At 65.7% G+C, this 22,010-nt stretch carries 18 protein-coding genes; 8 read left to right on the plus strand and 10 right to left on the minus strand.

Annotation, left to right across the window (positions count from 1 at the left end; genetic code table 11):
- Nucleotides 1–189 precede the first annotated feature (189 nt).
- Nucleotides 190–2,076 (minus strand): arginine decarboxylase, encoded by a 1,887-nt coding sequence (speA, locus tag ABQ039_RS18140; RefSeq protein WP_046344820.1) that lies wholly within the window; start codon nt 2,074–2,076, stop codon nt 190–192.
- A 234-nt stretch (nt 2,077–2,310) separates the two neighbouring features.
- On the opposite strand from speA, the gene speE reads away from it, so the two are divergent.
- Entirely contained in the window at nt 2,311–3,168 is an 858-nt protein-coding gene (gene speE, locus ABQ039_RS18145) for a polyamine aminopropyltransferase (protein WP_024939717.1), read from the plus strand.
- An 88-nt stretch (nt 3,169–3,256) separates the two neighbouring features.
- Here speE and ABQ039_RS18150 read toward each other — a convergent pair whose 3' ends face one another.
- Both ABQ039_RS18150 and ABQ039_RS18155 read right to left on the minus strand, forming a co-directional pair.
- Entirely contained in the window at nt 3,257–3,868 is a 612-nt protein-coding gene (locus tag ABQ039_RS18150; RefSeq protein ID WP_102582063.1) for a PH domain-containing protein, read from the minus strand.
- A 191-nt stretch (nt 3,869–4,059) separates the two neighbouring features.
- Nucleotides 4,060–4,872, minus strand: coding sequence for a hypothetical protein (locus ABQ039_RS18155; protein WP_349778522.1), 813 nt, complete (start codon nt 4,870–4,872; stop codon nt 4,060–4,062).
- 563 nt (nt 4,873–5,435) lie between these two features.
- Between ABQ039_RS18155 and ABQ039_RS18160 the strand changes: the two genes are divergently transcribed.
- Nucleotides 5,436–6,110: an RIO1 family regulatory kinase/ATPase gene (locus tag ABQ039_RS18160; RefSeq protein WP_046344826.1), complete on the plus strand. Its 675-nt coding sequence runs from the start codon at nt 5,436–5,438 to the stop codon at nt 6,108–6,110.
- Nucleotides 6,111–6,463: 353 nt separating this feature from the next.
- On the opposite strand, the gene ABQ039_RS18165 is transcribed toward ABQ039_RS18160, so the two are convergent.
- Entirely contained in the window at nt 6,464–8,446 is a 1,983-nt protein-coding gene (locus tag ABQ039_RS18165; RefSeq protein WP_349778490.1) for a beta-N-acetylglucosaminidase domain-containing protein, read from the minus strand.
- A gap of 452 nt (nt 8,447–8,898) precedes the next feature.
- Nucleotides 8,899–9,237, minus strand: a complete 339-nt coding sequence (locus ABQ039_RS18170; protein WP_016904463.1) for a P-II family nitrogen regulator — start codon at nt 9,235–9,237, stop codon at nt 8,899–8,901.
- 191 nt (nt 9,238–9,428) lie between these two features.
- Here ABQ039_RS18170 and ABQ039_RS18175 point away from each other — a divergent pair, with 191 nt between their 5' ends.
- From ABQ039_RS18175 to ABQ039_RS18185, 3 genes are all read left to right on the plus strand, one after another.
- Nucleotides 9,429–9,707 (plus strand): accessory factor UbiK family protein, encoded by a 279-nt coding sequence (locus tag ABQ039_RS18175; RefSeq protein ID WP_167764405.1) that lies wholly within the window; start codon nt 9,429–9,431, stop codon nt 9,705–9,707.
- Nucleotides 9,708–9,722: 15 nt separating this feature from the next.
- Nucleotides 9,723–11,243, plus strand: a complete 1,521-nt coding sequence (locus ABQ039_RS18180) for a YifB family Mg chelatase-like AAA ATPase (protein WP_349778491.1) — start codon at nt 9,723–9,725, stop codon at nt 11,241–11,243.
- Between the two features lie 275 nt (nt 11,244–11,518).
- On the plus strand, nt 11,519–12,028 hold the full coding sequence (locus ABQ039_RS18185) for a lipocalin family protein (RefSeq protein WP_065033484.1): 510 nt from the start codon (nt 11,519–11,521) through the stop codon (nt 12,026–12,028).
- 623 nt (nt 12,029–12,651) lie between these two features.
- Here ABQ039_RS18185 and ABQ039_RS18190 read toward each other — a convergent pair.
- Nucleotides 12,652–12,828, minus strand: a complete 177-nt coding sequence (locus tag ABQ039_RS18190; RefSeq protein ID WP_349778492.1) for a hypothetical protein — start codon at nt 12,826–12,828, stop codon at nt 12,652–12,654.
- 384 nt (nt 12,829–13,212) lie between these two features.
- On the opposite strand from ABQ039_RS18190, the gene ABQ039_RS18195 reads away from it, so the two are divergent.
- Nucleotides 13,213–14,772 carry an EAL domain-containing protein gene (locus ABQ039_RS18195; RefSeq protein ID WP_102582067.1) on the plus strand — a complete coding sequence of 520 codons (1,560 nt, stop codon included), beginning with the start codon at nt 13,213–13,215 and terminating at the stop codon, nt 14,770–14,772.
- A 314-nt stretch (nt 14,773–15,086) separates the two neighbouring features.
- Here the strand turns inward: ABQ039_RS18195 and ABQ039_RS18200 are convergent, their stop codons facing one another.
- Both ABQ039_RS18200 and ABQ039_RS18205 read right to left on the minus strand, forming a co-directional pair.
- Nucleotides 15,087–16,211: an acyl-CoA desaturase gene (locus ABQ039_RS18200; protein WP_349778493.1), complete on the minus strand. Its 1,125-nt coding sequence runs from the start codon at nt 16,209–16,211 to the stop codon at nt 15,087–15,089.
- Between the two features lie 9 nt (nt 16,212–16,220).
- Nucleotides 16,221–17,297, minus strand: a complete 1,077-nt coding sequence (locus tag ABQ039_RS18205) for a ferredoxin reductase (RefSeq protein WP_349778494.1) — start codon at nt 17,295–17,297, stop codon at nt 16,221–16,223.
- 93 nt (nt 17,298–17,390) lie between these two features.
- Between ABQ039_RS18205 and fabR the strand changes: the two genes are divergently transcribed.
- Together fabR and ABQ039_RS18215 are read left to right on the plus strand one after the other, a co-directional pair.
- Entirely contained in the window at nt 17,391–18,038 is a 648-nt protein-coding gene (fabR, locus tag ABQ039_RS18210) for an HTH-type transcriptional repressor FabR (RefSeq protein ID WP_016902665.1), read from the plus strand.
- A 623-nt stretch (nt 18,039–18,661) separates the two neighbouring features.
- Nucleotides 18,662–19,474 (plus strand): hypothetical protein, encoded by an 813-nt coding sequence (locus tag ABQ039_RS18215; RefSeq protein ID WP_102251070.1) that lies wholly within the window; start codon nt 18,662–18,664, stop codon nt 19,472–19,474.
- A gap of 118 nt (nt 19,475–19,592) precedes the next feature.
- Here the strand turns inward: ABQ039_RS18215 and ABQ039_RS18220 are convergent, their stop codons facing one another.
- Together ABQ039_RS18220 and ABQ039_RS18225 are read right to left on the minus strand one after the other, a co-directional pair.
- The gene (locus tag ABQ039_RS18220) at nt 19,593–20,459 is read right to left on the minus strand and encodes an alpha/beta fold hydrolase (RefSeq protein ID WP_349778495.1); all 867 of its coding nucleotides are present in this window, start codon (nt 20,457–20,459) and stop codon (nt 19,593–19,595) included.
- Nucleotides 20,459–21,559, minus strand: coding sequence for a DUF3182 family protein (locus ABQ039_RS18225; protein WP_349778523.1), 1,101 nt, complete (start codon nt 21,557–21,559; stop codon nt 20,459–20,461). Before ABQ039_RS18225 ends, ABQ039_RS18220 begins: the two co-directional genes overlap by 1 nt.
- Between the last annotated feature and the right edge of the window lie 451 nt (nt 21,560–22,010).

Here is a 22,010-nt window from a genome sequence, read left to right on the forward strand (position 1 = left end):
GTAGGCAATGCGTTACCGGGCTCGGCCAGGGCGCATAGAAACCATGGCGTCCAGCGATGGCACCGGATCATGAACATGAGTTACGCCACATTACGGCCGCGCAGCGATGCTGCGGGCCGTCGCGTCAATGCAGTGCGCGCCAGGGTGAAAACAGCATGGCGCGCCACGGCCCCCGCAGCGCGCAGTGCCTCAGCCCAACGGTTCGTCGGACAGATAGGTGTAACCGGTCAACCCTGCTTCCAGCGCATCGCTCAATTCCTGTGCGCGCTCGGGCGACAGCTGCGCGGCGGCGATGCGCTCGGCATAGGTCGCACGCAGCGTGTCCAGCTGATAGCCCACGTAGTCCAGCATCACATCGGTGGTATCGCCGCGGCGCTGCTGCGCGATGCGATAGCCATCGCCGTCCACGGCCACTTCCACCGCATCGGTATCGCCGAACAGGTTATGGATATCGCCCAGGATTTCCTGGTAGGCACCGACCAGGAAGAAGCCGATGCGATAACTCTCGCCCGGATTCAGCGTGTGCAGCGGCATCGAGCTGTCCAGGCTTTCGTTCTCGACGTAGGTCTTGACCATGCCGTCCGAGTCGCAGGTCATGTCGGCGATGATGCCGCGCCGCTGCGGCGCTTCGTTCAAGCGCTCGATCGGCACGATCGGGAACACCTGGTCGATCGCCCACACATCCGGAATCGACTCGAATACGCTGAAGTTGACGAAGTACTTGTCGACCAGCCGCTCGTTGAGCTCGTCCAGCACCGGGCGATGGCTCTTCTCGTCGAAGCTCAGGCGTGCACGCACGCCATGCGCAATCGCATAGAACAGGTCGTCGATACGCGCGCGGTGGGTCAGGTCGATCTGGCCCAGTGCATACGCACTCAAGCCTTCGGCATGGAAGTGCTGCGCCTCCTGGAACAGTTCCACCGCCGGGCGCACATCGAGCTCGTCATGGATCTCGCGCAGGTGGCGGATCGCTGCCGGCTCGTCGTCGTGTGCGTCCGGCACGCGACCTTCCGGCGCCTGCTCCACTTCGGACACATTGGCGATCAGCACCGCATGGTGGGCGGTCATCGCGCGGCCGCATTCGGTGACGATGCGCGGCGGGGTCAGGCCGTGCTCTTCGCAGGCGCTGGCCAGCGGCTGCACGATGTTGCTGGCGTAGGAATGCAGGCCGTAGTTGATCGAGCAATAGCTGCGCGAGCGCGTGCCTTCGTAATCGATGCCCAGGCCGCCGCCGACGTCCACATGGCTGATCCTGGCGCCCAGCCGCGACAGCTCCACGAAGTAGCGCGTGGCCTCGCGCATGCCGTTGGCGATGTCGCGCACATTGGAGATCTGCGAGCCCATGTGGAAATGCAGCAGCTGCAGGCTGTCGGCGTACTCGGTGTCGCGCAGGGTCTTCCACAGGTCCAGCACCTGCCGTGGCGACAGCCCGAACTTGGCCTTGTCGCCACCGCTGTTCTGCCACTTGCCCGCGCCAAGCGAGGCCAGGCGCATGCGCACGCCCAGACCCGGCTTGACGTCCAGCGCGCGCGCCTCCTCCAGCACCAGCTTCAGCTCGGAGGGCTTTTCGATGACGATGAAGGTCTGCAGGCCGAGCTTGCGACCGATCAGCGCCAGGCGGATGTATTCGCGGTCCTTGTAGCCATTGCAGACGATCAGCCCGCCCGGACGCGACAGCGCCAGCACCGCCATCAGCTCCGGCTTGCTGCCCGCTTCCAGGCCGAAGCCGTCGCCGTGGTGGCTGGCCAGCGTGCCGGCCACGCCGCGATGCTGGTTGACCTTGATCGGGTAGACGGCCGTGTAGCCGCCGGCGTAGTCCCATTCGGATTGCGCCTGCGCGAACGCCGCCTGCAGCTTGCCCAGGCGCTGGCCCAGGATGTCCGGGAAACGCACCAGCAGCGGCAGCTTGGCGCCAGCTGCGCGCGCGGCGTCCACCACCTCGGGCAACGACACCGACGGACCGTCGCTGGTCGGCGTGACCACCACATGTCCGGCGTCGTTCACATCGAAATACCCGTCGGCCCAATGCGGGATCGAATAGGTCTTGCGGGCTTGGTCGAGGGACCAATCGCTCATTTCGCTGACTCGGCTGGGGCAAAAAGGGCGTGAAGTGTAACGCCTGGCACGCGCAGGGTCCGTTACAATCCGCGCCGACTTCACGCCCTGCTCCTGATTGGAGCGGGGTTGGCGGGGGTTCGGGATGGCCGCCAGCAGCTTGCCTGTGCGCGGCTGCGCCCGACCCTCATCCGGCGCTTCGCGCCACCTTCTCCCAAGTGGGAGAAGGAACAGCCCCATCTTTCAGGACCTTGCATGAGCGCCAACGACAACTGGTACATCGAACATTTCCAGCCGACCGGCTCGGCGATCGGCTTCCGCATCAGCGGCAAGCTGGACGAGGTGCAGTCCCCGTTCCAGAAGATCGAGATCTACCAGACCACCGACTGGGGCAAGCTGATGCTGATCGACGGCGCGGTGATGCTGACCAGCCGCGACAATTTCTTCTATCACGAGATGATCAGCCATCCGGCGCTGTTCACCCACGCCGCGCCCAAGCGCGTGGTGATCATCGGCGGCGGCGACTGCGGCACCCTGCGCGAGGTGCTCAAGCACCCGGGCGTGGAAAGCGCCACCCAGTGCGACATCGACGAGCAGGTCACCCGCATGTCGGAGAAGTACTTCCCCGAGCTGTGCGATTCCAACCACGATGCGCGTGCCGAGCTGCTGTTCGACGACGGCGTGGCCTACATGGCCAACTGCCCGGCCGGCAGCGTGGACATCGTGATCGTCGATTCCACCGACCCGGTCGGTCCGGCCGAGGGCCTGTTCAACAAGGCCTTCTACGAGAGCTGCTTCAAGGCATTGAAGGACGACGGCATCCTGGTGCAGCAGTCCGAATCGCCGCTGGCGCTGCTGGAGCTGATCAAGGAAATGCGCACCGAAATGGGCAAGGCCGGCTTCCAGTCGTTCAAGACCCTGCCGTTCCCGCAGCCGTGCTACCCGACCGGCTGGTGGAGCGTGACCATGGCCAGCAAGCAGGCCAACGCCGATTTCGCCTTCCGCCAGGACGCTGCGCAGGCCAAGGGCTTCGAGACGCTGTACTACACCGCGCACCTGCATACCGGCGTGCTGGTCGCACCGCCGTTCGTGGCCAAGGCGCTGGGCGAGTAAGCGCGGCTTACGCATCGTAGCGCGCCGCCAGCGGATGCGGGCGGCGCGCCAGTAATCGCGGCCAGGCCAGGCAACTGTGCCGAGCGCCCTACAAGCGCGCCAGCACCTCGGCTTTCTTGGCGTCGAACTCTTCCTGGGTCACCAGCCCCGCATCCAGCAGCTGCCTGAGCTTGCTCAGCACCTGGATCGGATCGTCCGCGGCCGCTGCCGTGCTCTGCGGTGACGAGGACGCGCTGCCCTGCGCGGTGGGTGCGTGCACCACCACGCCACCTGCCGATGCGCGCAACTTGTCGAACTCCAGCTGCTGGCGCTTTTCGTAGGCCGATTCCTCCACCTGCTGCGCATAGGCGTAGACCCGCCGGGCCTGCTTCTTGGGCAGGCTGTCGATGGACAGGTAGCCGCCTTGCGTGGTGCGGCACATGATCGTCGCTCCCAGCATCTGCTCGCTCATGTGCACGTCGAGCACCTCGCGCCAGGGGACATCGCGAAACGTCATCCCGAACAGCGTGGGGTGCACCACGATGAATCTGCGAGTGGTCAGCACCACCGCGGCCGGCGACAGGTTCACCACCATTTTCTTCTGCACTGCGATGTACTCGACCTGCTCGTCCCGCGTCAGCAGCTCGTTCACCTTGGGCAGGATCTTGCCCACGGCCACCGGATCCTGCTCATCGGTCAGGAATTGCGTAAAGACCTCCATACCTTCCTCGTCGTGATCGCCTGCGCCGCAGCGTTGTCTTGTATGACACCACATCCAGCATGCAGGTTGCGGCATCGCACGCGCTGCAGGCCTCGGTTCATCCAAGGATTCAGCGCTCTCCACGCTCCAAACACGACAGGGCGGATGCCACCATCCGCCCTGTCGTTACGCACTTTTGATCAAGCAACCGGTCAGAAGCGAACTTCAGCGCCAACGTTCAACACTTCGGCACGATTGATGGTGATGTCTTCGTCGGAGTAGTAATAGTCGTTGGCATAAAGATAGTTGGTATAGAACACGCTCAAACTGGCGTGCCGGCCAATGTCTACGCCAAAGCCGGCACCCGCGTACGCACCTGACACGCGCTCATTCGATTCGCCGTTGGAATTGGCCGACCAATAGCCCAGGCGTACCACAGCGAAAAGTGGACTGTCACCAAAGTTGAAACGCGCGGTGCCGCCCAGACTGCCGAATTCCACGCCGGGTACGTAGGAGTCCTCGTGATCGCTGATGCGGGCCAGCTTTCCCACCGCCGCTTCGATGCCGATCAGGGTCACCGGGCCTGCCCGCCAGCGATAGCCGGCATTAAAGCCGAGCATGTCCTGATCGATGCCTTCGTATACTTTCCCCTGACCGCCCTGCACACCAAGAAAGACACCGCTCTTGAGACGTTGCTCTTCCTCGCGTAGCGTCGCCGACCCATACGCGAGAGCCGGCGACGGCGCCACGGCCGTGGATGGAGCAGAAGCGATGGTGGTGGCTTCGGCAGGTCCAGCTGTGGAACTACCATTGGCTGCGGCTGACTGCAGCGCGTCGTCGTTCGTTTGTGCAGTGCTCGATGCCGCTGGCGTCGCCAGCTGCGCTGCGCCGCTCTGTGCAGCGGCCTGTTGCTGCTTTTGCTGTTGCCGATAGGTATCCCAGCCACGCGACAACGACTGTGCGGCCGCGTCGGAAACGCAGCCCAGCGCCGTGCAGGCCAACAGCCATGTTGCGGTCCTTTTCATTGCATTCCCCAATGAGTCGTCCTCCATCGTCCCCGCATCCATGCGCACGCAGGCATGACCTGGCGGCGTCCGGAAGTGGCGCAGTTGCTGTCCCATTCGGGGGCTTTCCCAGCATCACCGGATCGTGCGCGTACTCGGCTTCAGGCATCGTCCGCGTGGACGTGCCGGTACTGACGTGTGATGCAGCCCCCTGACCGCAGCCGGCACAGTGAATCGAGTCTCAGCAGCTGTCAAGAAGGGCTGTGATCGCTGACCATCGGTGCGCATAGTGCGCGGCCGGCCGCCCCGAGAAGCGCTGCTGCCGACGGGTACGGCGTGCGCTGCGCTCCACGCACGCCCGCTGCAGGCAGCGGGTCGTAAGGACGTATCGACAAGATTGACCGCAGCAGACGCGGCAACCTATTGATTCTTAAAGCCGTTCCACTTCCGGAACATTACATTTGTTAAACAAATGTAATTCCAGTACTCGCAAGTTCTAAAATTCACCGGACCGATCCCCCGCGATCATCGTGAACCTGCCAGACGCGTGATTCCTCCGCGCCGCCAAGGTCCGGAGACTTGCCATGCATTACCAGCCGCTGGACACCTCCAGCCTGCAAATCGTCACGCCCGTGCTGCTCAAGCAGGGCACCCGGCTGCTCGAGCCCAACGTCTATCGCACGCATCTGGATGGGCAGCTGGCGGTGGTCAAGGACTACAGCCGCTACCGCCGTACGCTGCTGGCGCCGATCGCGCGGCTGATGGTGCGGCACGAGGCCAAGATGCTGGCCCGCCTGCACGGCTGGCGGCACGCGCCGGCCCTGCTCGGCACGCTGGGCGGGCTGGCGCTGGGCATGGAGTTCATCCCCGGCGACACCCTCAGCGCCAGTGCGGTGGTCGGCCAGGAAGTGTTCCAACAATTGCAGCAGGCGCTGCGCCGCCTGCACGCCGTCGGCATCACCCACAATGATCTGCACGGCACCAATGTGGTGATCAGTGCCGGCGTGCCGGTGCTGATCGATTTCACCTCGGCCTGGCGCTTCCCGCGCTGGTTGCGGCGCGGCACGCTGGCGCGGCAACTGCAGCGCAGCGACCTGGCCAATTTCCAGAAGATGCGCCAGCGCCTGGCCGGGATCGCGCCGACCGCCGACGAGGCCGCACGCAGCGCCGAGCCGCGCTGGGTACGCACCATCCGCGGCAGCTGGAAGCGGCTGTATCGGCACCTGAAGCGCGATGCGCAGCCAACCAGTGCCGACTGAAACCCGCTGACCGGCAGGCCACGGCCACCCGCCGCTAATGCAGCGCGCGCCGGGCGCGATGCCTAGCCGGTGACGTGCAACCGCGCCCTGCATTCAGCACCGGCGTTGGCACCTGCGCAACAACGTATATCGATCTGCGTCCCGCGTGCTGATCCGGCGACGCGGGCCACTCCCACCGGGCTGCAAGCCTGGGCATCCCGATGCCACCGTGCGCCGATCTTCCTGGCGAGCAATCGACAGGCTGTGCCCAACGGCGCGGGAGGAATCGCCGGGGACAGGGGTACACGCCGACGCAGCGCACCGGCGGCGCCCTCCAGGCGGCTAGCCGGTCGTCCGGTCGCCGCCCCGGCTCCTCACTGCGCGCCGGCCGCTTTGGCTGCCGACGGCGCGCGGTAGGCGATCAGTTGCGGCGCGTCGGCGACGAAGCGGTCCAGCACGCCATCGGCGATCTTGACCGGGCCACCGAAGCGCGTGGCGCCAGGGATCGAGGGGATCGCCGCAGCGTCGGCGGCGATCCGCTTGGCATCGGCAAACGCAACTGCTGCCTGCGCGTCACCGCGATTGGCGGCATCCAGCCCGGCTGCGGTCTGCTGCAGCGCGCGGCCCCAGCCTTCCATCGCCTCCAGCCAGGGGCGCGATTGTTCTGCAAAGCCCTTGTCGGCCACGCCTGCACGAATGGTCTGCGGCGCGGCCGCGAACGCGTCGGCCGTACGCGCCAGCTCGGCGATGGCCTGGCTGCGCGCTGCCGCATCGCCCAAGGCAATCGTCTCGCGCACCTGGTCGAGCACCGCCTTCAGCCGCGGCGCCTGTTCCTGCCACGGCTGGCTGCCGAAGGTCGGCGCCAGATGCTGGGTATCGAAGAAGGTCAGCAGCGCGGCGGTCACCTGCGCGTCGCCACCGGCCAGGTCGCGTGCGGCCGCATGCCAGGTGCGCTGGGCGTCGTAGCCGCTGTCGTTCCAGGCGAAGGCGGTCAGCCCCATCACCGCGACCCGGCTGGGCACTTCCTGATTCATCGGGTTGGAGACGATGCCGGACAACTCCGCCGACAGGCCGGCCTCGCGCCGCGCATACGGCGCCATCAGCAGGCGCCCGGCCGAGGTTTCGAAATCGTTGACCGGGTAGTTGTCCCACAGCAGCGTCTTGCGACCGAACGCCTTGGTCGCCGCGCGTGCATCGGGAATGGAAATGGCTGGCGGCACCACGTCGGTGCCGGTCCACTGCACCACGATCTTCGGGTCCAGATGCTTGCGCAGCGCTTCCTTGTACGGGCTTTCCTTGGCGTCGTAATACTCGGTCGGCACCATGATCAGCTCCGAGGCTGCATCGTGGCGGGCGACCAGATCGGCCTGCACCAGGTTGAGCAGATGCGACTGCGCGATACCGGCCGCCTGCGCGCCGGACGCGCCGAAGGTGGTCTTGTCGCGCTCGCAGTTCCACTTGGTGTATTCGATATCGTCCAGCGCCACGTAGAAGCTGCGGACGCCCAGCGCACGGAAGGCATCGAACTTGCGCAGCAGCGCCTTGGCATCGGCCGGATCGGAGAAGCACACCGACGGCCCCGGCGAGATCGCATAGACGAAGTCGACATGGTTGCGCCTGGCGGTGGCCGCCAGCTTGCCCAGCGCCTTCAGCGTCGCGGCCGGATATGCCTCGCGCCAGCGATCGCGCGCGTACGGGTCGTCCTTGGGGCTGTAGATGAAGGTATTGGCCTTGCTGCGGGCGAGAAACGCGATGTGCTTGCTGCGGTCGGCCATCGACCATGGTGCGCCGTAGAAGCCTTCGATGGTGCCGCGGATCGGCATCGCCGGATGATCCTGGATCGCCAGGGTCGGAATGGCCGGGCGCTCGACCAGCTGGCGCAGCGTCTGCGCCGCATGGAACAGCCCGTCGTTGTCATGGCCGGCCAGCGTGATCAGGCTGCCGGTGCCGAGCGCCACGCTGGCGAGCGTATAGCCCTCCTTGTGGGTGTCCTGCACCGCCTTGCTGCGTGTCAGCGCATCGCGCACCACTGCCGCCTCACCGGTGCCGAGCACGATGTGCGGGCGGTCGAGCGTGGCTGGCAGACGCGCCGCGGTGGCGATCTTGGTGACGCCGGCCGTAGCGAGGATGCGGCGTACCAGCGCGACCGATTCCGGATCCGCACCCGGCGCCGCCACCAGCACCACTGACTGACCCAGCGTGACGGTGCCGCCCTGCAGCGTGATCGAAACCGGCGTGGGGAAGATCGCCGGCTGGGTGACTGGCAGTGCCAGCGCGGGGACGGTTGCCGCTGCCAGGCCCGCTGCCAGCCAGAGCGAGAGCGGGCGCAAGCCCGACTTCCTATCGCGTCGCTTCATCCCCGAACTCCGGTATTGAAATGGTATTAGGCCCTAGAGTAGGCAAGTCGTCGCGTGGCGACAAGCGGGCCCGGCCTCACGACATTTCCTCAGAGCAGAACGGCAGGCTGCGTGACGGCACAACGCTGAGGCCGCTGCTGGCCTCAGGCGCCGGATTTGATCTGCGGTATTGAAATGGTATGAGCACACGCGTGGGCGTGGTACCGCTCGGGTCATGTCGCGGGCCAACTGCCCCGGATGAGGTTGCGCACGGAGCACCGTCTCGCAGACGCGTCGGCCGTCGATTCCAGATGCCGCCTACCCACGGCGAACGGTGACCCACGACGCAGTGGTGGACGCCGTGGCGCTGTGTCGCGGCAATCGGGCGATGACGGGTGCGGTATCTCAGCAATCGGCCAATCGCCTGAGTACCAACGGCGCAGCAGCGGCCAAAGGCGCTGCCCGCTGACGCCTTACAGCGCGTCGCTGTCCAGCTCGCCGGTGCGGATGCGCACCACGCTGCCCAGGTCGTAGACGAACACCTTGCCGTCGCCGATCTTGCCGGTCCCGGCCGCGGTCACGATGGCTTCGACCACGCGCTCGGCCTGGTCGTCGGTCACCGCCACTTCGATCTTCACCTTGGGCAGGAAATCGACCACGTATTCGGCACCGCGATACAGCTCGGTGTGCCCCTTCTGGCGCCCGAAGCCCTTGACCTCGGTGACCGTGATGCCTGCCACCCCGCAGCCGGCGAGCGCTTCGCGCACATCGTCGAGCTTGAACGGTTTGACGATGGCCATGATCATTTTCATCGGTGCGGATCCAGCGGCATGACAGGGCTGGCAGCATACCGTGGACGGCCGTAACACTCACCCCGTGGCGCGCGGCCGTCACCGCGGCCGACAGTCGAATGGGACTATCCTTACCGCCTGCCGACTGCCTTGCCGATGTCCCGCGTGTCCCGGCCTGCACTAGGCTTCCTACGGACCTGCGGAGAACACCCATGATCGATTTCAACCAGCTCGACGACCTCGCCCGCCGCCTCAGCGACCTGGTGCCGCCAGGCCTGCGCCAATCGCGCGAAGAACTGCAGAGCACCTTCAAGGGCGCGCTGCAGGCCGGCCTGGGCAAGCTGGACCTGGTCACCCGCGAAGAGTTCGACGTGCAGCGCGCGGTGCTGCTGCGCACGCGCGAAAAACTCGAGGCGCTGGAGCAAGCCGTCGCCGCGCTGGAAGCCCGTGCGCCCGCGACGCCGCCCACAGCGCCACCTGCCGCTCCCTGACCGGGGCCGTCCACCATGAGTCTGGCGCTGGTGCACAGCCGTGCCCGCGTGGGGGTGCATGCACCTGAGGTCCGGGTGGAGGTGCATCTCTCCGGCGGGCTTCCCTCCACCCAGATCGTGGGCCTGCCCGAGGCTGCGGTACGCGAATCGCGCGAACGCGTGCGTGCGGCGCTGCTGTGCGCACAATTCGAATTTCCCGCCCGGCGCATCACCATCAACCTGGCCCCGGCCGACTTGCCGAAGGAAGGCGGCCGCTTCGACCTGCCGATCGCCCTCGGCATCCTGGCCGCCAGCGGGCAGATCGATCGTCAAACCCTTGCCGACTACGAGTTTCTCGGCGAGCTGGCGCTGACCGGCGAATTGCGCGGCGTCGATGGCGTGCTGCCGGCCGCCCTGGCTGCCGCGCAGGCCGGGCGGCGGCTGATCGTGCCGCTAGTCAATGGTGCCGAAGCGGCTGTCGCCGGGCACGTCGAGGCCTTCACCGCGCGTACGCTGCTGGAAGTCTGCGCCGCGCTCAACGGCAGCCAACGGGCGCCCGCTGCCGAGGTGGTGATTCCGGCGCTCGGCGCGCGCGCGCTGCCCGACATGGCCGATGTGCGCGGCCAGCCGCACGCGCGTCGCGCGCTGGAGATCGCCGCTGCCGGTGGTCACCATTTATTGCTGGTCGGCAGCCCTGGCTGCGGCAAGACCCTGCTCGCCTCGCGCCTGCCCGGCCTGTTGCCGGAATCCAGCGAGGCCGAGGCACTGGAAACCGCTGCCATTACCTCGGTCAGCGGCCGCGGGCTGGATCTTGCGCGCTGGCGTCAGCGGCCCTACCGGGCCCCGCACCATACCGCCAGCGCGGTCGCATTGGTCGGGGGCGGCACGCATCCGCGCCCGGGCGAGATCTCGCTGGCCCACAACGGCGTGCTGTTTCTGGACGAATTGCCCGAATGGCAACGGCAGACGCTGGAAGTGTTGCGCGAGCCCCTGGAATCCGGCCTGGTGACGATCTCGCGCGCCGCGCGCAGCGTGGATTTCCCCGCACGCTTCCAGCTGGTTGCTGCCATGAACCCATGCCCGTGCGGATGGGCCGGCGATGGCAGCGGGCGTTGCCGCTGCAGCAGCGACAGCATCCGCCGCTATCGCAGCCGCATCTCCGGCCCGTTGCTGGACCGGATCGACCTGCATGTCGAAGTGCCGCGACTGCCTCCGCAGGCCTTGCGCAGCGGCGATCCCGGCGAAGACAGCACCAGCATGCGTGCCCGCGTGGTCGCCGCACGCCAACGGCAACTTGCGCGTGCCGGCGCACCCAACGCTCACCTGGATCAGGCACAGACCGATGACCACTGCCGCCTGGAAGGCGACGATCAGGTGCTGCTGGAACGCGCCATCGAACACTTGCAGCTCTCCGCACGCTCGATGCATCGCATCCTGCGCGTGGCCCGCACCATTGCCGATCTCGACGGCAGTGCAGCCATTGCCACCCGGCATCTGACCGAGGCCATTGGTTACCGCAAACTGGATCGCGCCATCGGCACGGCGAGCGCGGCGTAGCAGCGCCGATCCAAACGCCTCAACGTGGTGGCAGTGGTCCACCGTACGACGATGCCGCGCAGTTTCGTTAGGACGCTAAGGAATTCCAGACGGCAATGCGATCGATCGCTGTCTCCATCGAAGGGTTGTCTGCTGCCGGTTCGTCGGCAGGGCGCGTGCTTCCATCCGGCGGCACAGCATTCGCCGATACGTCCACACGCTCTCTCCAGCGTCGCAACATCCATTTCATGGCGATGCACGTACAACGTCCGCCTTCCCATTGCGCAGAGGCCGTCATGAGCCGACTTCCCGACCTAGTCACCGTCCCGTCCCTGGATCTGAATCGTTATCTGGGCACCTGGTACGAAATCGCACGGCTGCCGATTCGCTTCGAGGATGCCGATTGCACCGATGTGTCGGCGCACTATTCGTTGCAGGACGATGGCACGGTGCGGGTGCAGAACCGCTGCCTGACCGCCGAGGGCGAGCTGGAAGAAGCGATCGGGCAGGCGCGCGCCATCGACGACAGCAATGCACGACTGGAGGTCACCTTCCTGCCCGAAGGCCTGCGCTGGATTCCGTTCACCAAAGGCGATTACTGGGTGATGCGCATCGATGCGGACTACACCGCCGCGCTGGTCGGCGGACCCGACCGCAAGTACCTGTGGCTGCTGGCAAGGCTGCCGCAACTGGACGAAAACACCACCCAGGCCTATCTGGCGCATGCGCGCGAGCAGGGCTTCGATCTGGCCCCGCTGATCCACACCCCGCACACCGGGCGGCTGACCGAGCAGCCACTTCCCTGACAGCGACGCCAAGCCGACAAAGCAGCCTTCAACGTTTCTCGCCTGGGCACGCTTCCTCGGCCAGCGAATGGCTTGTGTCTTTGGGGATCGGGGTTGCGGATAGCTCGACCGTAGAGCCAGACCAACTCTAGAGCGGCTGATCTGTGGCCTGGCTGCAGGGCCCTTGCCCGCCCACCATCGCGGGACACGCTGCAAGTACATGCCTGTAGGCTCTTACGCGGCATCCGTGCCGCGTAAGGTCCCGCGACGGTAGGCAGCCAAGGTCCAGTCGAGATGGTCGGTGTGCATGGGGCAAGCAGGGCAAGACATGGTTGGTCGGAGTCACTGCATGTGCCCCCGGCTTCCCATCCCAAGCCGCGCAGCACACAGGTGTTCAACACGCAATCGACAAACGTCTCGTCTGCCCGCCGCAAGCTCAGGAACACGCTTTCGAGAAAGCGGCCGACCAACTTGCTAGTGCGGACCCCCGCCGGTTGCGGGACCCTTGGCGGCATCAATGCCGCCAAGGAGCCTATACGGACGGATTCACGGCGTGTCCCGCAAGCGGTGAGGGCGCCGCACCCTCGACCTACCCCCCTCGCCTATCTGATATTGGACGACTGGCGACCGGACTGCAGCCCGACTCAACTGTCGAGCGCACCCAGATCCTTGGCCGCAGCCTGCGCGCCTTCCAGGCTGTCGAAGGCGACGCCGGTGTCGCCGACCACGTACTTGGTCAGTTCGCCATCGCGGGTGGTTTCCTGCATCTTGAAGATCGGCACCGCATCGGTGCCGCCGACGCGTTCTTTCTGCGTTGTCATGGTAATTCCTCCAGGGAGAGTGCCTTGCACGGGGCCGGGTGGCGCCGTGGCTCCCGCTTGGGAGCACAGACACTTCGACCCTAGCGCGCCGCCTGGTGCAGGCGCGTGAATCCGTTGACGAGGCCGATTGCCACACTTGCCGGCATCGTCGTTTGCAGAAAATCACGTCTGCTTCGCTCCGCGGACGCGCGCAACCCGCGCGTCTGTCGTACATTCGCGACGTGCAGCCTCATCAGTCCACCGTCACTGTCTCCAGCGTCCTCGCGCGGCACGTCCGCGTGCGGCACCGGCAGGCTGCGCCAGTGGCGGGGCGATACGCGTCAGCGTCGCTCTGCACGGGCTGTCGTGCGTGAGCACCCCCTCCACGCAGATGTGGGTGGTGAGGTGAAGCGTCAACGCATCATCAGTCTGACCGTGCTGCTGGTATTGCTGGGCGCAATGCTTCCGATCAGCCTGTCCTACTATCTGGCATGGCGGCTGGCGCTGGACCGCGAGGAGAGCAAACTCGCGCAACTCGCGGCGCTGTCGATCCGGCGCACCGACACTGCCTTCGACGAGGCCCATGGCGCGCTCCTGAGTATGGGCGCATCGCAGCTGCCGCCCTGCTCGCAGTCGCATCTGGCGCAGATGCGCGCACTGGTACTGGCCAGTCACTACATCGTCGAACTCGGCTACATGCAGCAGGGCCGGTTGCGCTGTACCTCATGGGGGCCATCGCCGCAGGCGGTTGCGCACACCGCTGCCGACTTCGTGGTCAAGCGTGGCATTGCGGTCACCACGCGGCTGCGTCCGCTGGCCAATCCGCAACACCCGCTGATGGCCTTACAGCTGCGCGACTACAACGTCCTGATCAATCCGACCACGCTGACCGACATCAATCTACCGCCTGGCCTGCAGTTGGCGATCGGCACGCCGGACGGGCAGATCCTGAGCAGCACCGGCACTGCCGCCGAGCGGCTGCTGATCGCAGCGCCGACCGACGCCTCCGGCACCGGCGCAGATGCCCAGGTGTTGTCCGGCCGCGACCGCCGCGGCGACTGGGCCGCGGTCGTCACCGAGCCGGCGGCCTATCTGCGCGGGCCGCTGGCGGCCGCGCGGCTGCAGGTGGTACCGGTCGGCATTGCGCTGGCGCTGCTGTTGGTCAGCCTGGTGATCTGGGTGTCGCGGCGGCGCTTGTCGCCGCTGGCACGGCTGGAAATCGCCGTCCAGCGCAACGAGTTCGTCGTGCATTACCAGCCGATCATCGCGCTCGACACCGGCGCCTGCGTCGGTGCCGAGGCGCTGGTACGCTGGCAGCAACCCGATGGCGTGCTGATCCCGCCCGATGCCTTTATCCCGCTGGCCGAAGAAAGCGGCTTGATCCTGCCGATCACCGACCTGGTGGTGGCCGAAGTCATCCGCGACCTCGGCCCCACCCTGGCGGCTGACCCCTCCCTGCACGTGGCCATCAATGTCTCTGCCGAGGACATCAAGAGCGGCCGTGTGCAGACCGTGCTTGCCCAGGCGCTGCATGGCACTAGTGTGGACAGCGGGCAGTTGTGGGTGGAGGCGACCGAACGCAGCCTGATGGACATCGAAGCGGCACGCACCACCATCACCCATTTGCGCGGTGCCGGCCACACGGTGTCGATCGACGACTTCGGCACCGGGTACTCGAGCCTGCAGTACCTGCAGGGGTTGCCGCTGGATGCGCTGAAGATCGACAAGTCGTTCGTGGATACCATCGGCACCCATTCGGCCACCAGCGCGGTGACCTCGCACATCATCGACATGGCCAAGACGCTGCAGTTGCGCACCATTGCCGAAGGCGTGGAACGGCAGGAGCAGCTGGACTATCTGCGCGCGCACGGCGTGGATCTGGCGCAGGGCTGGCTGTTCTCGCGCGCGCTGCCGGCTACCGGCTTCATCGCCTACCACGCACTAATGCGCGGCGCTGCGCACTGACCGGCGCCGGGACGGCGCCCTGCACTGACCTGGACCGTCAGGACGCGCAGTCGACCAACAGCCACGGCAATCCAGGCACCACGATAAACGTTGTGCGCGCACGGCATGCTCGAATCGCAGCGCAGGTACTGATCTCGCCCGCACGCAAGCTCAAATTGCCCGAACGCGTGCTGCCCGAGCTGGCGCTACCGCTTTGCGTTCACCCCTGCCGCAAGCACCAATGCCGAGCACCCGGCAAGGTGCAATCTCGTGTGGCGATCCTGCAGGGACTGACTGCACCCCAAAAAAAAGGCCGCCAATGGCGGCCCTTTCGATCAGGCGCTTTGCAAGGCGCCTTCGCGTTGGCGGCGTACCGGCTTGGGCCGGCTCGGGAACGCATGCCGCACGATCCGCCACATCACCTGGCCGAACTGACGCGGCAGCGAGCCGGTGTTGTAGTGCTGGCCGTAGCGCGCACAGACCTGCTTCACCTCGACCGCAATCTGCGCGTAGCGATTGGCCGGCAGGTCCGGATAGAAGTGATGCTCGATCTGGTGGCTCAGATTGCCCGACAGCACGTTCATCAGCTTGCCACCGGTGAGGTTCGAGGAACCCCGCAGCTGACGCAGATACCAATGGCCGCGCGACTCGTTGCGGATCGACTCCTTCGGGAACACTTCCGCATCGGCGGTGAAGTGGCCGCAGAAGATGATCACGAAGGTCCAGATGCTGCGCAGCACGTTGGCGGCCAGGTTGCCCAGCAGCACGGTCAGGAAGAACGGGCCGGCCAGCAGCGGGAACACGATGTAGTCCTTGAGCATCTGGCGGCCCATCTTGCGTCCGACCGGCAGGAACGAGGCGCGCAATTCGGCTGCCTTCATCTTGCCGGCGAACCAGCGGCCCAGGCGCAGGTCCTGGATTGCCACGCCCCATTCGAACAGCAGCGCAAAGAACACCGCCACGAACGGCTGCAGCAGGTAGAACGGGCGCCAGCGCTGCTCGGGAAAGATGCGCAGCAGGCCGTAGCCGATGTCGTCGTCCATGCCGCGCACGTTGGTATAGGTGTGGTGCTTGAAGTTGTGCGTCTTGCGCCAATTGTCGCCGGTGGCAACGATGTCCCACTCGTAGGTGTTGCCGTTGAGCTGCGGATCGCCCATCCAGTCGTACTGGCCGTGCATGACGTTGTGGCCCAGCTCCATGTTCTCCAGGATCTTGGACAGGGTCAGCAGCACCACGCCGGCGATCCAGGCCGGGATCAGCACGCTGTGCACGAACGCGCCCAGGAACAGCAGCGCGCGACCGGCCACGCCGGTCCAGCGCACCGCCGCCACGATGCGGCGGATGTAACGCGCATCGGCGGCGCCGACCTGGCTCTGCACGCGGGCGCGGATGGCATCGAGCTCGTCGCCGAAGGACTGCAGTTCGGCAGCGGACAGGGCGTGGTTATGGACTCGGCTCATGAAGATTCCTTACAGATCCAGGATCAGGTCAGTGCTCGGGGCACTGATGCACAGGCGGACCTGTGCGGTGGGTTCGTTGCTGCGCTCACCGGTCAACAGGTGGCGCGTGGTGCCGGACTGGCGCGCGCAGGCGCAGCTGTTGCAGATGCCCATGCGGCAGCCGTACTTCGGGCGCAGGCCTTGCGCTTCCAGCCCTTCCAGCAGCGACTGGCCGCGCGGCAGGCTGAGCGTACGGCCGCTGCGTGACAGCTGGACCTGCACATCACCGGTTTCGCCGTCTTCCAGCGTCGGCACGCTGAAGGCTTCGGCCTGGAACGCGGCCACGCGGCCCTGCAGGCGCGCTCGCGCCGCCTGCACGAAACCGCCTGGCCCGCAGACCATGACGTGACGGCTGGAGAGATCGGCGATCTGCTGCAACGGATAGGTATCGATGCGCGCCGCCGGCGTGGCGCCTTCGCGGGTGGTCAGCAGCCGTACGCGCAAGCGCGGATGGGCGGCGGCCATCGCCTCGAATTCGTCGACGAAGCAGGCTTCGTCGCGCTGGCGCACCCAGTACAGCAGGTCCACGTCCATCAGCATGCCGGCCTGCGCGGCGGCCTGCAGCAGCGCGCGCATCGGGGTGATGCCCGAGCCGGCCGCCAGCAGCAACAGCGGCGTCGGGGTGGTCGGCAGCAGCATGTCGCCGAAGGCCGGATCCAGCGACACCACCGTCCCGATCGGCGCAGCGCCGGCCAGGTAGCGGCTGACCAGACCGCCCTCGATCGCCTTGACGGTGATCGCCAGGCGGCCATCGGCCAGCACGGTCGGGCTGTAGCTGCGCAGCAGGCGGCGGCCGTCGATCTCCACGCCCAGGCTCACGTGCTGGCCGGCCTGCAGGCCCTGCCAGTGGCCATTAGGCCGCAGCACCAGGGTCACCGCGTCGCGGCTGGCTGCCGTGCGCGCGACCAAGCGGGCCATCGGCCGTTCCAGCGTCCACAGCGGGTTGAGCCGGGTCGCCCAGAAGTCGAACAGCTGCGGCGACACCAGCCGGCGCGCCAGACGCGTCGGCAATGGGGACTTGGACTTGGGAGGAGATGCCAGGTTCATGGATCGCACTATACGCATGCATGCACAGCCGTGTATACAGTTGTATATCGATCAGAGGAGCTATGATTCAGGCCCACGCCTAGCTGCTGCCTCATGACCTCCATCGCCCTGCCTTCCCAAGACGCGCCGCCGTCACGCAAGCCGGCGATTTCACGCGAGGACCTGATCGCCGCGGCGCTGTCGCTGATCGGACCGCATCGCAGCCTGTCCACGCTGAGCCTGCGCGAGGTGGCACGCGAAGCCGGCATCGCGCCGAACAGCTTCTATCGCCAGTTCCGCGACATGGACGAGCTGGCGGTGGCCTTGATCGATCTGGCCGGGCGTTCGTTGCGCACCATCATCGGCCAGGCCCGCCAGCGCGCCACATCCACCGACCGCAGCGTCATCCGCGTGTCGGTCGAAGCCTTCATGGAGCAGCTGCGCGCCGACGACAAGTTGCTGCATGTGCTGCTGCGCGAAGGCGCGGTGGGCTCGGATGCATTCAAGCAGGCGGTGGAGCGCGAGCTCAGCTATTTCGAAGACGAGCTGCGGGTGGACCTGATCCGCCTGGCCGCCGCCGACAACGCCAAGCTGCATGCACCGGCGCTGGTGTCCAAGGCGATCACCCGGCTGGTGTTTGCGATGGGCGCGGTGGCGATGGACTCGCCGCCGGAAAAGGATCCCGAGCTGATCGAACAGATCTCGCAGATGCTGCGCATGATATTGACCGGCGCACGTACCTTGGGCACACACGGCGGGTGAGCGTGGTTGACGTTGGTAGCGGCGTGCCGGCCTAGCTTTCATCGATGACGCTCGAGTGTTGAGTGTTGAGGGCTGCAGCCCGGCTGGCTGCGGATGGATTGCATCGCACGTCTGCACTGTCAGTGCGTCAATGACCTTGTGGTCATGCTGGCGTCGTCCACCTGCGTTGCCGCGTCGAGCATCGTTCAAGCGCCCGTGCATCGACATGGCCGCAGGTACTGCGTTTCGCACAGCCAGCCAGAAATAGCGATCGCTGAAACATCTGTAGTGCCTGCTTTCGAAGGCATTTCGATGACCTGCAGGACAATACGGCCGCATCTTCTGAAGGCCACCGCTTTGTGGAAATACGCTTGGCGTTATCGGCTGACGTCTTGGTACAGATTATCCGTACACACCAGCCACGTAAGGCCATTCGACAAATCAATACACCTGTAGTGCAAGCTGCTTGAGCGCGATATTGCAGGCTGGCGTCAGCAACCTCATCCATACCGACAGATGCACAGTTCAGTCTTGTCGCGACGGCACTCACGTCCAAGCACACGCGTTTCACTCCTCGCTGGCCAAGGTGGCGCCACGTTCGCGATCTGCTCGACAGACGCACCTACAGCCACCCCGGAGACGACATGAGCAACCACGATACCCCTCTCGACAAGCAGGAACGCAAGGCCGAAGCGCAGGATTTGAATCGTGATCCAATCTCCGGCGCACCCGGTTCGCATCCGGTAGGCGTGGGTGTGGGCGGCGTTGCAGGCGGCGCTGCCGCAGGCGCGCTGGCCGGTACGGTGTTCGGCCCGCTGGGCACCCTGATCGGCGCTGCGGTGGGCGTGGTGGCCGGCGCTGCAGCCGGCAAGGGTGTGGCCGAGCGCCTGGACCCGACAGTGGAAACCGAATACTGGCGCCAGGAATATCAGAACCGTCCTTACTACAAGGAAGGCACCGATTACGATCGCGATTACGCCACCGTGTACGGCTTCGGCCTGCAGGCGCGCGAAACACGCCCAACCAGCACCTGGGAAGAAACCGAAGCGACCCTGGCCGGCGAGTGGCCGCGCAATCGCGGGGAATCACGACTGGAATGGGAAGAAGCGCGCCTTGCTGCGCGCGATGCCTGGGAACGCGCCGATCGCACGCACAGCGTCTATCGCGAGGGCGACACGCATTACGAAGGCCGCTTCGACAGCGCGAGCTATCGCGATGCCGAGTATTCCTATGACGATTATCGTCCGGCCTATCGTTATGGCATGCAGGCGCGTCAGCAACACGCCGGCCGCCAGTGGGACGACCATCTGGAACGCGACCTGGGCGACGGCTGGGACCGGTTCAAGTCCAACTCGCGCCTGAGCTGGGAAAAGGCCAAGCACGCAGTGCGCGAAGCCTTCGATTCCGAGCATCACGGTGATGCGGCACGTCGCAACCCGACCGACCCGCGCGTCTAAGCTCATACGACCTGGCGCCGAGCCAGGTTGAAGTCTTGGAAGAAGAGCGGGCCCCACGGGCCCGTTCTTCTTTGTGGAAAGCACTGCCATGCACGAGGCGTTCTAGCAAACGCGCGAATCAGCTGGAACTGTTCTCCACCGCACGGATATCGCCACGGAATTCGTTCGTGCCCTGCCCCGGCGAGGAGAGCGCATCGCTCTGCTGCTTGAGCCTGTGCTTGCGCGCGGCCACCACTTCCTTGGCCAGGGCGATGCGCCGGCCGACCACCATCTCGGTCAGCCAGTCGATCAGCGCGCGCGTATATTCCTGCTGGTGTTCCTTCACGCTCAATGCGTGATCGGCACCTGCAATCACGCGCGCGCTCAGCGAGCGCGCATTGACGAAGGCATTGGCGTAATTGCGCAATACTGGATGCGGCACGATCACATCGTGTTGCGCCTCCACCAATAGCACATCGCCTTTGTAATCGGCACAGGCGGCCAGGGCGATATTGTCGTCGGGGGTCAGCACGCGTTGCCGGTAGTCCATCAACTCCGGATCGGCGTTGAGGTTCACCTTGGGGTGATCCCAGTGCTCGTCCTTGTAGAGCGCGGGCGAGCGTAACGCCAGCCATTCCACCGGGCGTTCGCGCGTCAGCAATGCCGACAGGTAACCGCCGTAACTGAGCCCAACCACCGCGATCGACTGCGGATCGACGTACGGCAGGCCGGCCAGCTGATCGTAGGCGGCCTTGATGTCGTCCAGGTTCTGCGCGCGTGTCACGCTCTGGCGCATCGACGCATAGCCTTCGTGACCGCGCAGGTCGAAGGTCATGCAGATGCAGCCCAGGCCGACCGCTTCGCGCGCACGCACCAGGCTGTGATGCTGGCTGCCGCCCCAACCGTGGACGAACAACACCGCGGGAATGCCGGTGGGCGTCAGCAAGGTGCCGCTGAGTTCGTCCTGGTCGACCGGGATCTGAATGCTGGAAAGTTTGGCTTCCATTATGGGGTGGATACCCTCCTGTATTTGAAGCGCGGACCCGGCCCGGCGCGCTCTGCGCGGTAGTAGATCTGCGCATCCGCGGGCGGTTCGCCTTGATAGATCTCATGCGTGGATGCGTGCACCCACTGCAAGCTGGCGTCATCCTGGAAGCTGGAGATCGCGGCAAGCTCGGCCGGTGTCGCGCCGCCGACGCGCCAGGATTGCTCCAGCACACCGCAGACTGGACCGGCCTGCCCATCGTCGCCGCTGACCACGTCGTAGTTGCGCCGCGAGATGTGCAACCCAGGATAGGCGGCGGTGATGAATCGATCGTATCTGCAGGCCTGCTCGACCACGCGCTGCTGCAGCGACGGTAGCGCGGTCATCGCCAGTGCCTCGAGCGATCCGCGATACACATGCAGCGACGAGCCGCCGTAGACCTCTTCATCCTGCATGTTGCGCACGCTGCATTGCGTGCCGTAATAGGCAATCTGGACACCGGCAAGGCAAAGCTCGCCCACGCTATGCGTCACGGGCTGCAGGATGTTGCGCTCCAGCACCGCGCCATGCGTGCGCAAATAATGCTCCGGCAGGCTGTCCAGCACCTGCGCGAGGTGCGCTGCACCGGCGATACGCCATTGGCCGTTGCCACCCACGCCAGTCGGCAGCTTCAGTCGCACACCGCCATCCGGAAGCAGGAGCTCCAATGTACGCAGGGCATCGATGCGCGAAAATACCGTATAGCCCGCCAATGTGGCCGGAATCAGTGCAGTGGCCAGCGTCTGGTTCCATCCGGCGATGCTGGCTGCATGGTCGGCAATGAGCGGGTGGCCGATCACCTTGGTCGCCAGGAAGGCATGCGGCACGATGCCGCCCAGCAGGTCCGCCGCGTCATCGATACCGAGTCCATGCGCCTGTTCCGAGGTCAAGGTCTCATCGGGCACATGAAACACGGTCTCAGGGACAGCATGCTTGAAGTCACTGGCGTGCCCTGCGCCGTGCACGCCCAGCAAGCGTGCGATTTCGCCGCAGACCCAGGCGTGCGTGGCACGCTCATGACCGTCCTGGGGCACCGGCCGAGTGACATGCCCCACGACCCGGCAGTACTGCCTGTGCGCCATCACGTCTCCCCTCGCAGCGTCGAGCCGCGTGCCGTTGCTGGCTTGTTCAAACAGTTGAGACGCACGCGGGCATTGATGCAGCGCTATGCGATGCCCGGGAGAAACGGCTATTTCAGCGTCAGATAGAACGCAAACACGATCGCAAGGACGACGATCAAGCTGATGGCGACACGTCCCCCTCGTAGCTCCACCAAGGCATGCCACCACACGCGTGCTTCGGAGGTACCGCTGGCGGATTGCGGCTTACGGCTGCTTTCGCTGTCCTGCATCCTGAGTACTCTCATCTCCCTAAAGTCATCCCACATCCTAAGCATCAGACGTTACACAAGTGTGGAACGATTCAGAATCTTCCGTAAATTGCGGCATTGCGCAGGCGTTTTCTCGCTCATCAATGCAGCCACCAGCCGATACGCGATAGCAAGTCTCACACCTCGATGGCCGACATTTCAGC

Source organism: Xanthomonas sp. WHRI 6108, from assembly GCF_040202385.2.
GTDB lineage: Bacteria > Pseudomonadota > Gammaproteobacteria > Xanthomonadales > Xanthomonadaceae > Xanthomonas > Xanthomonas arboricola.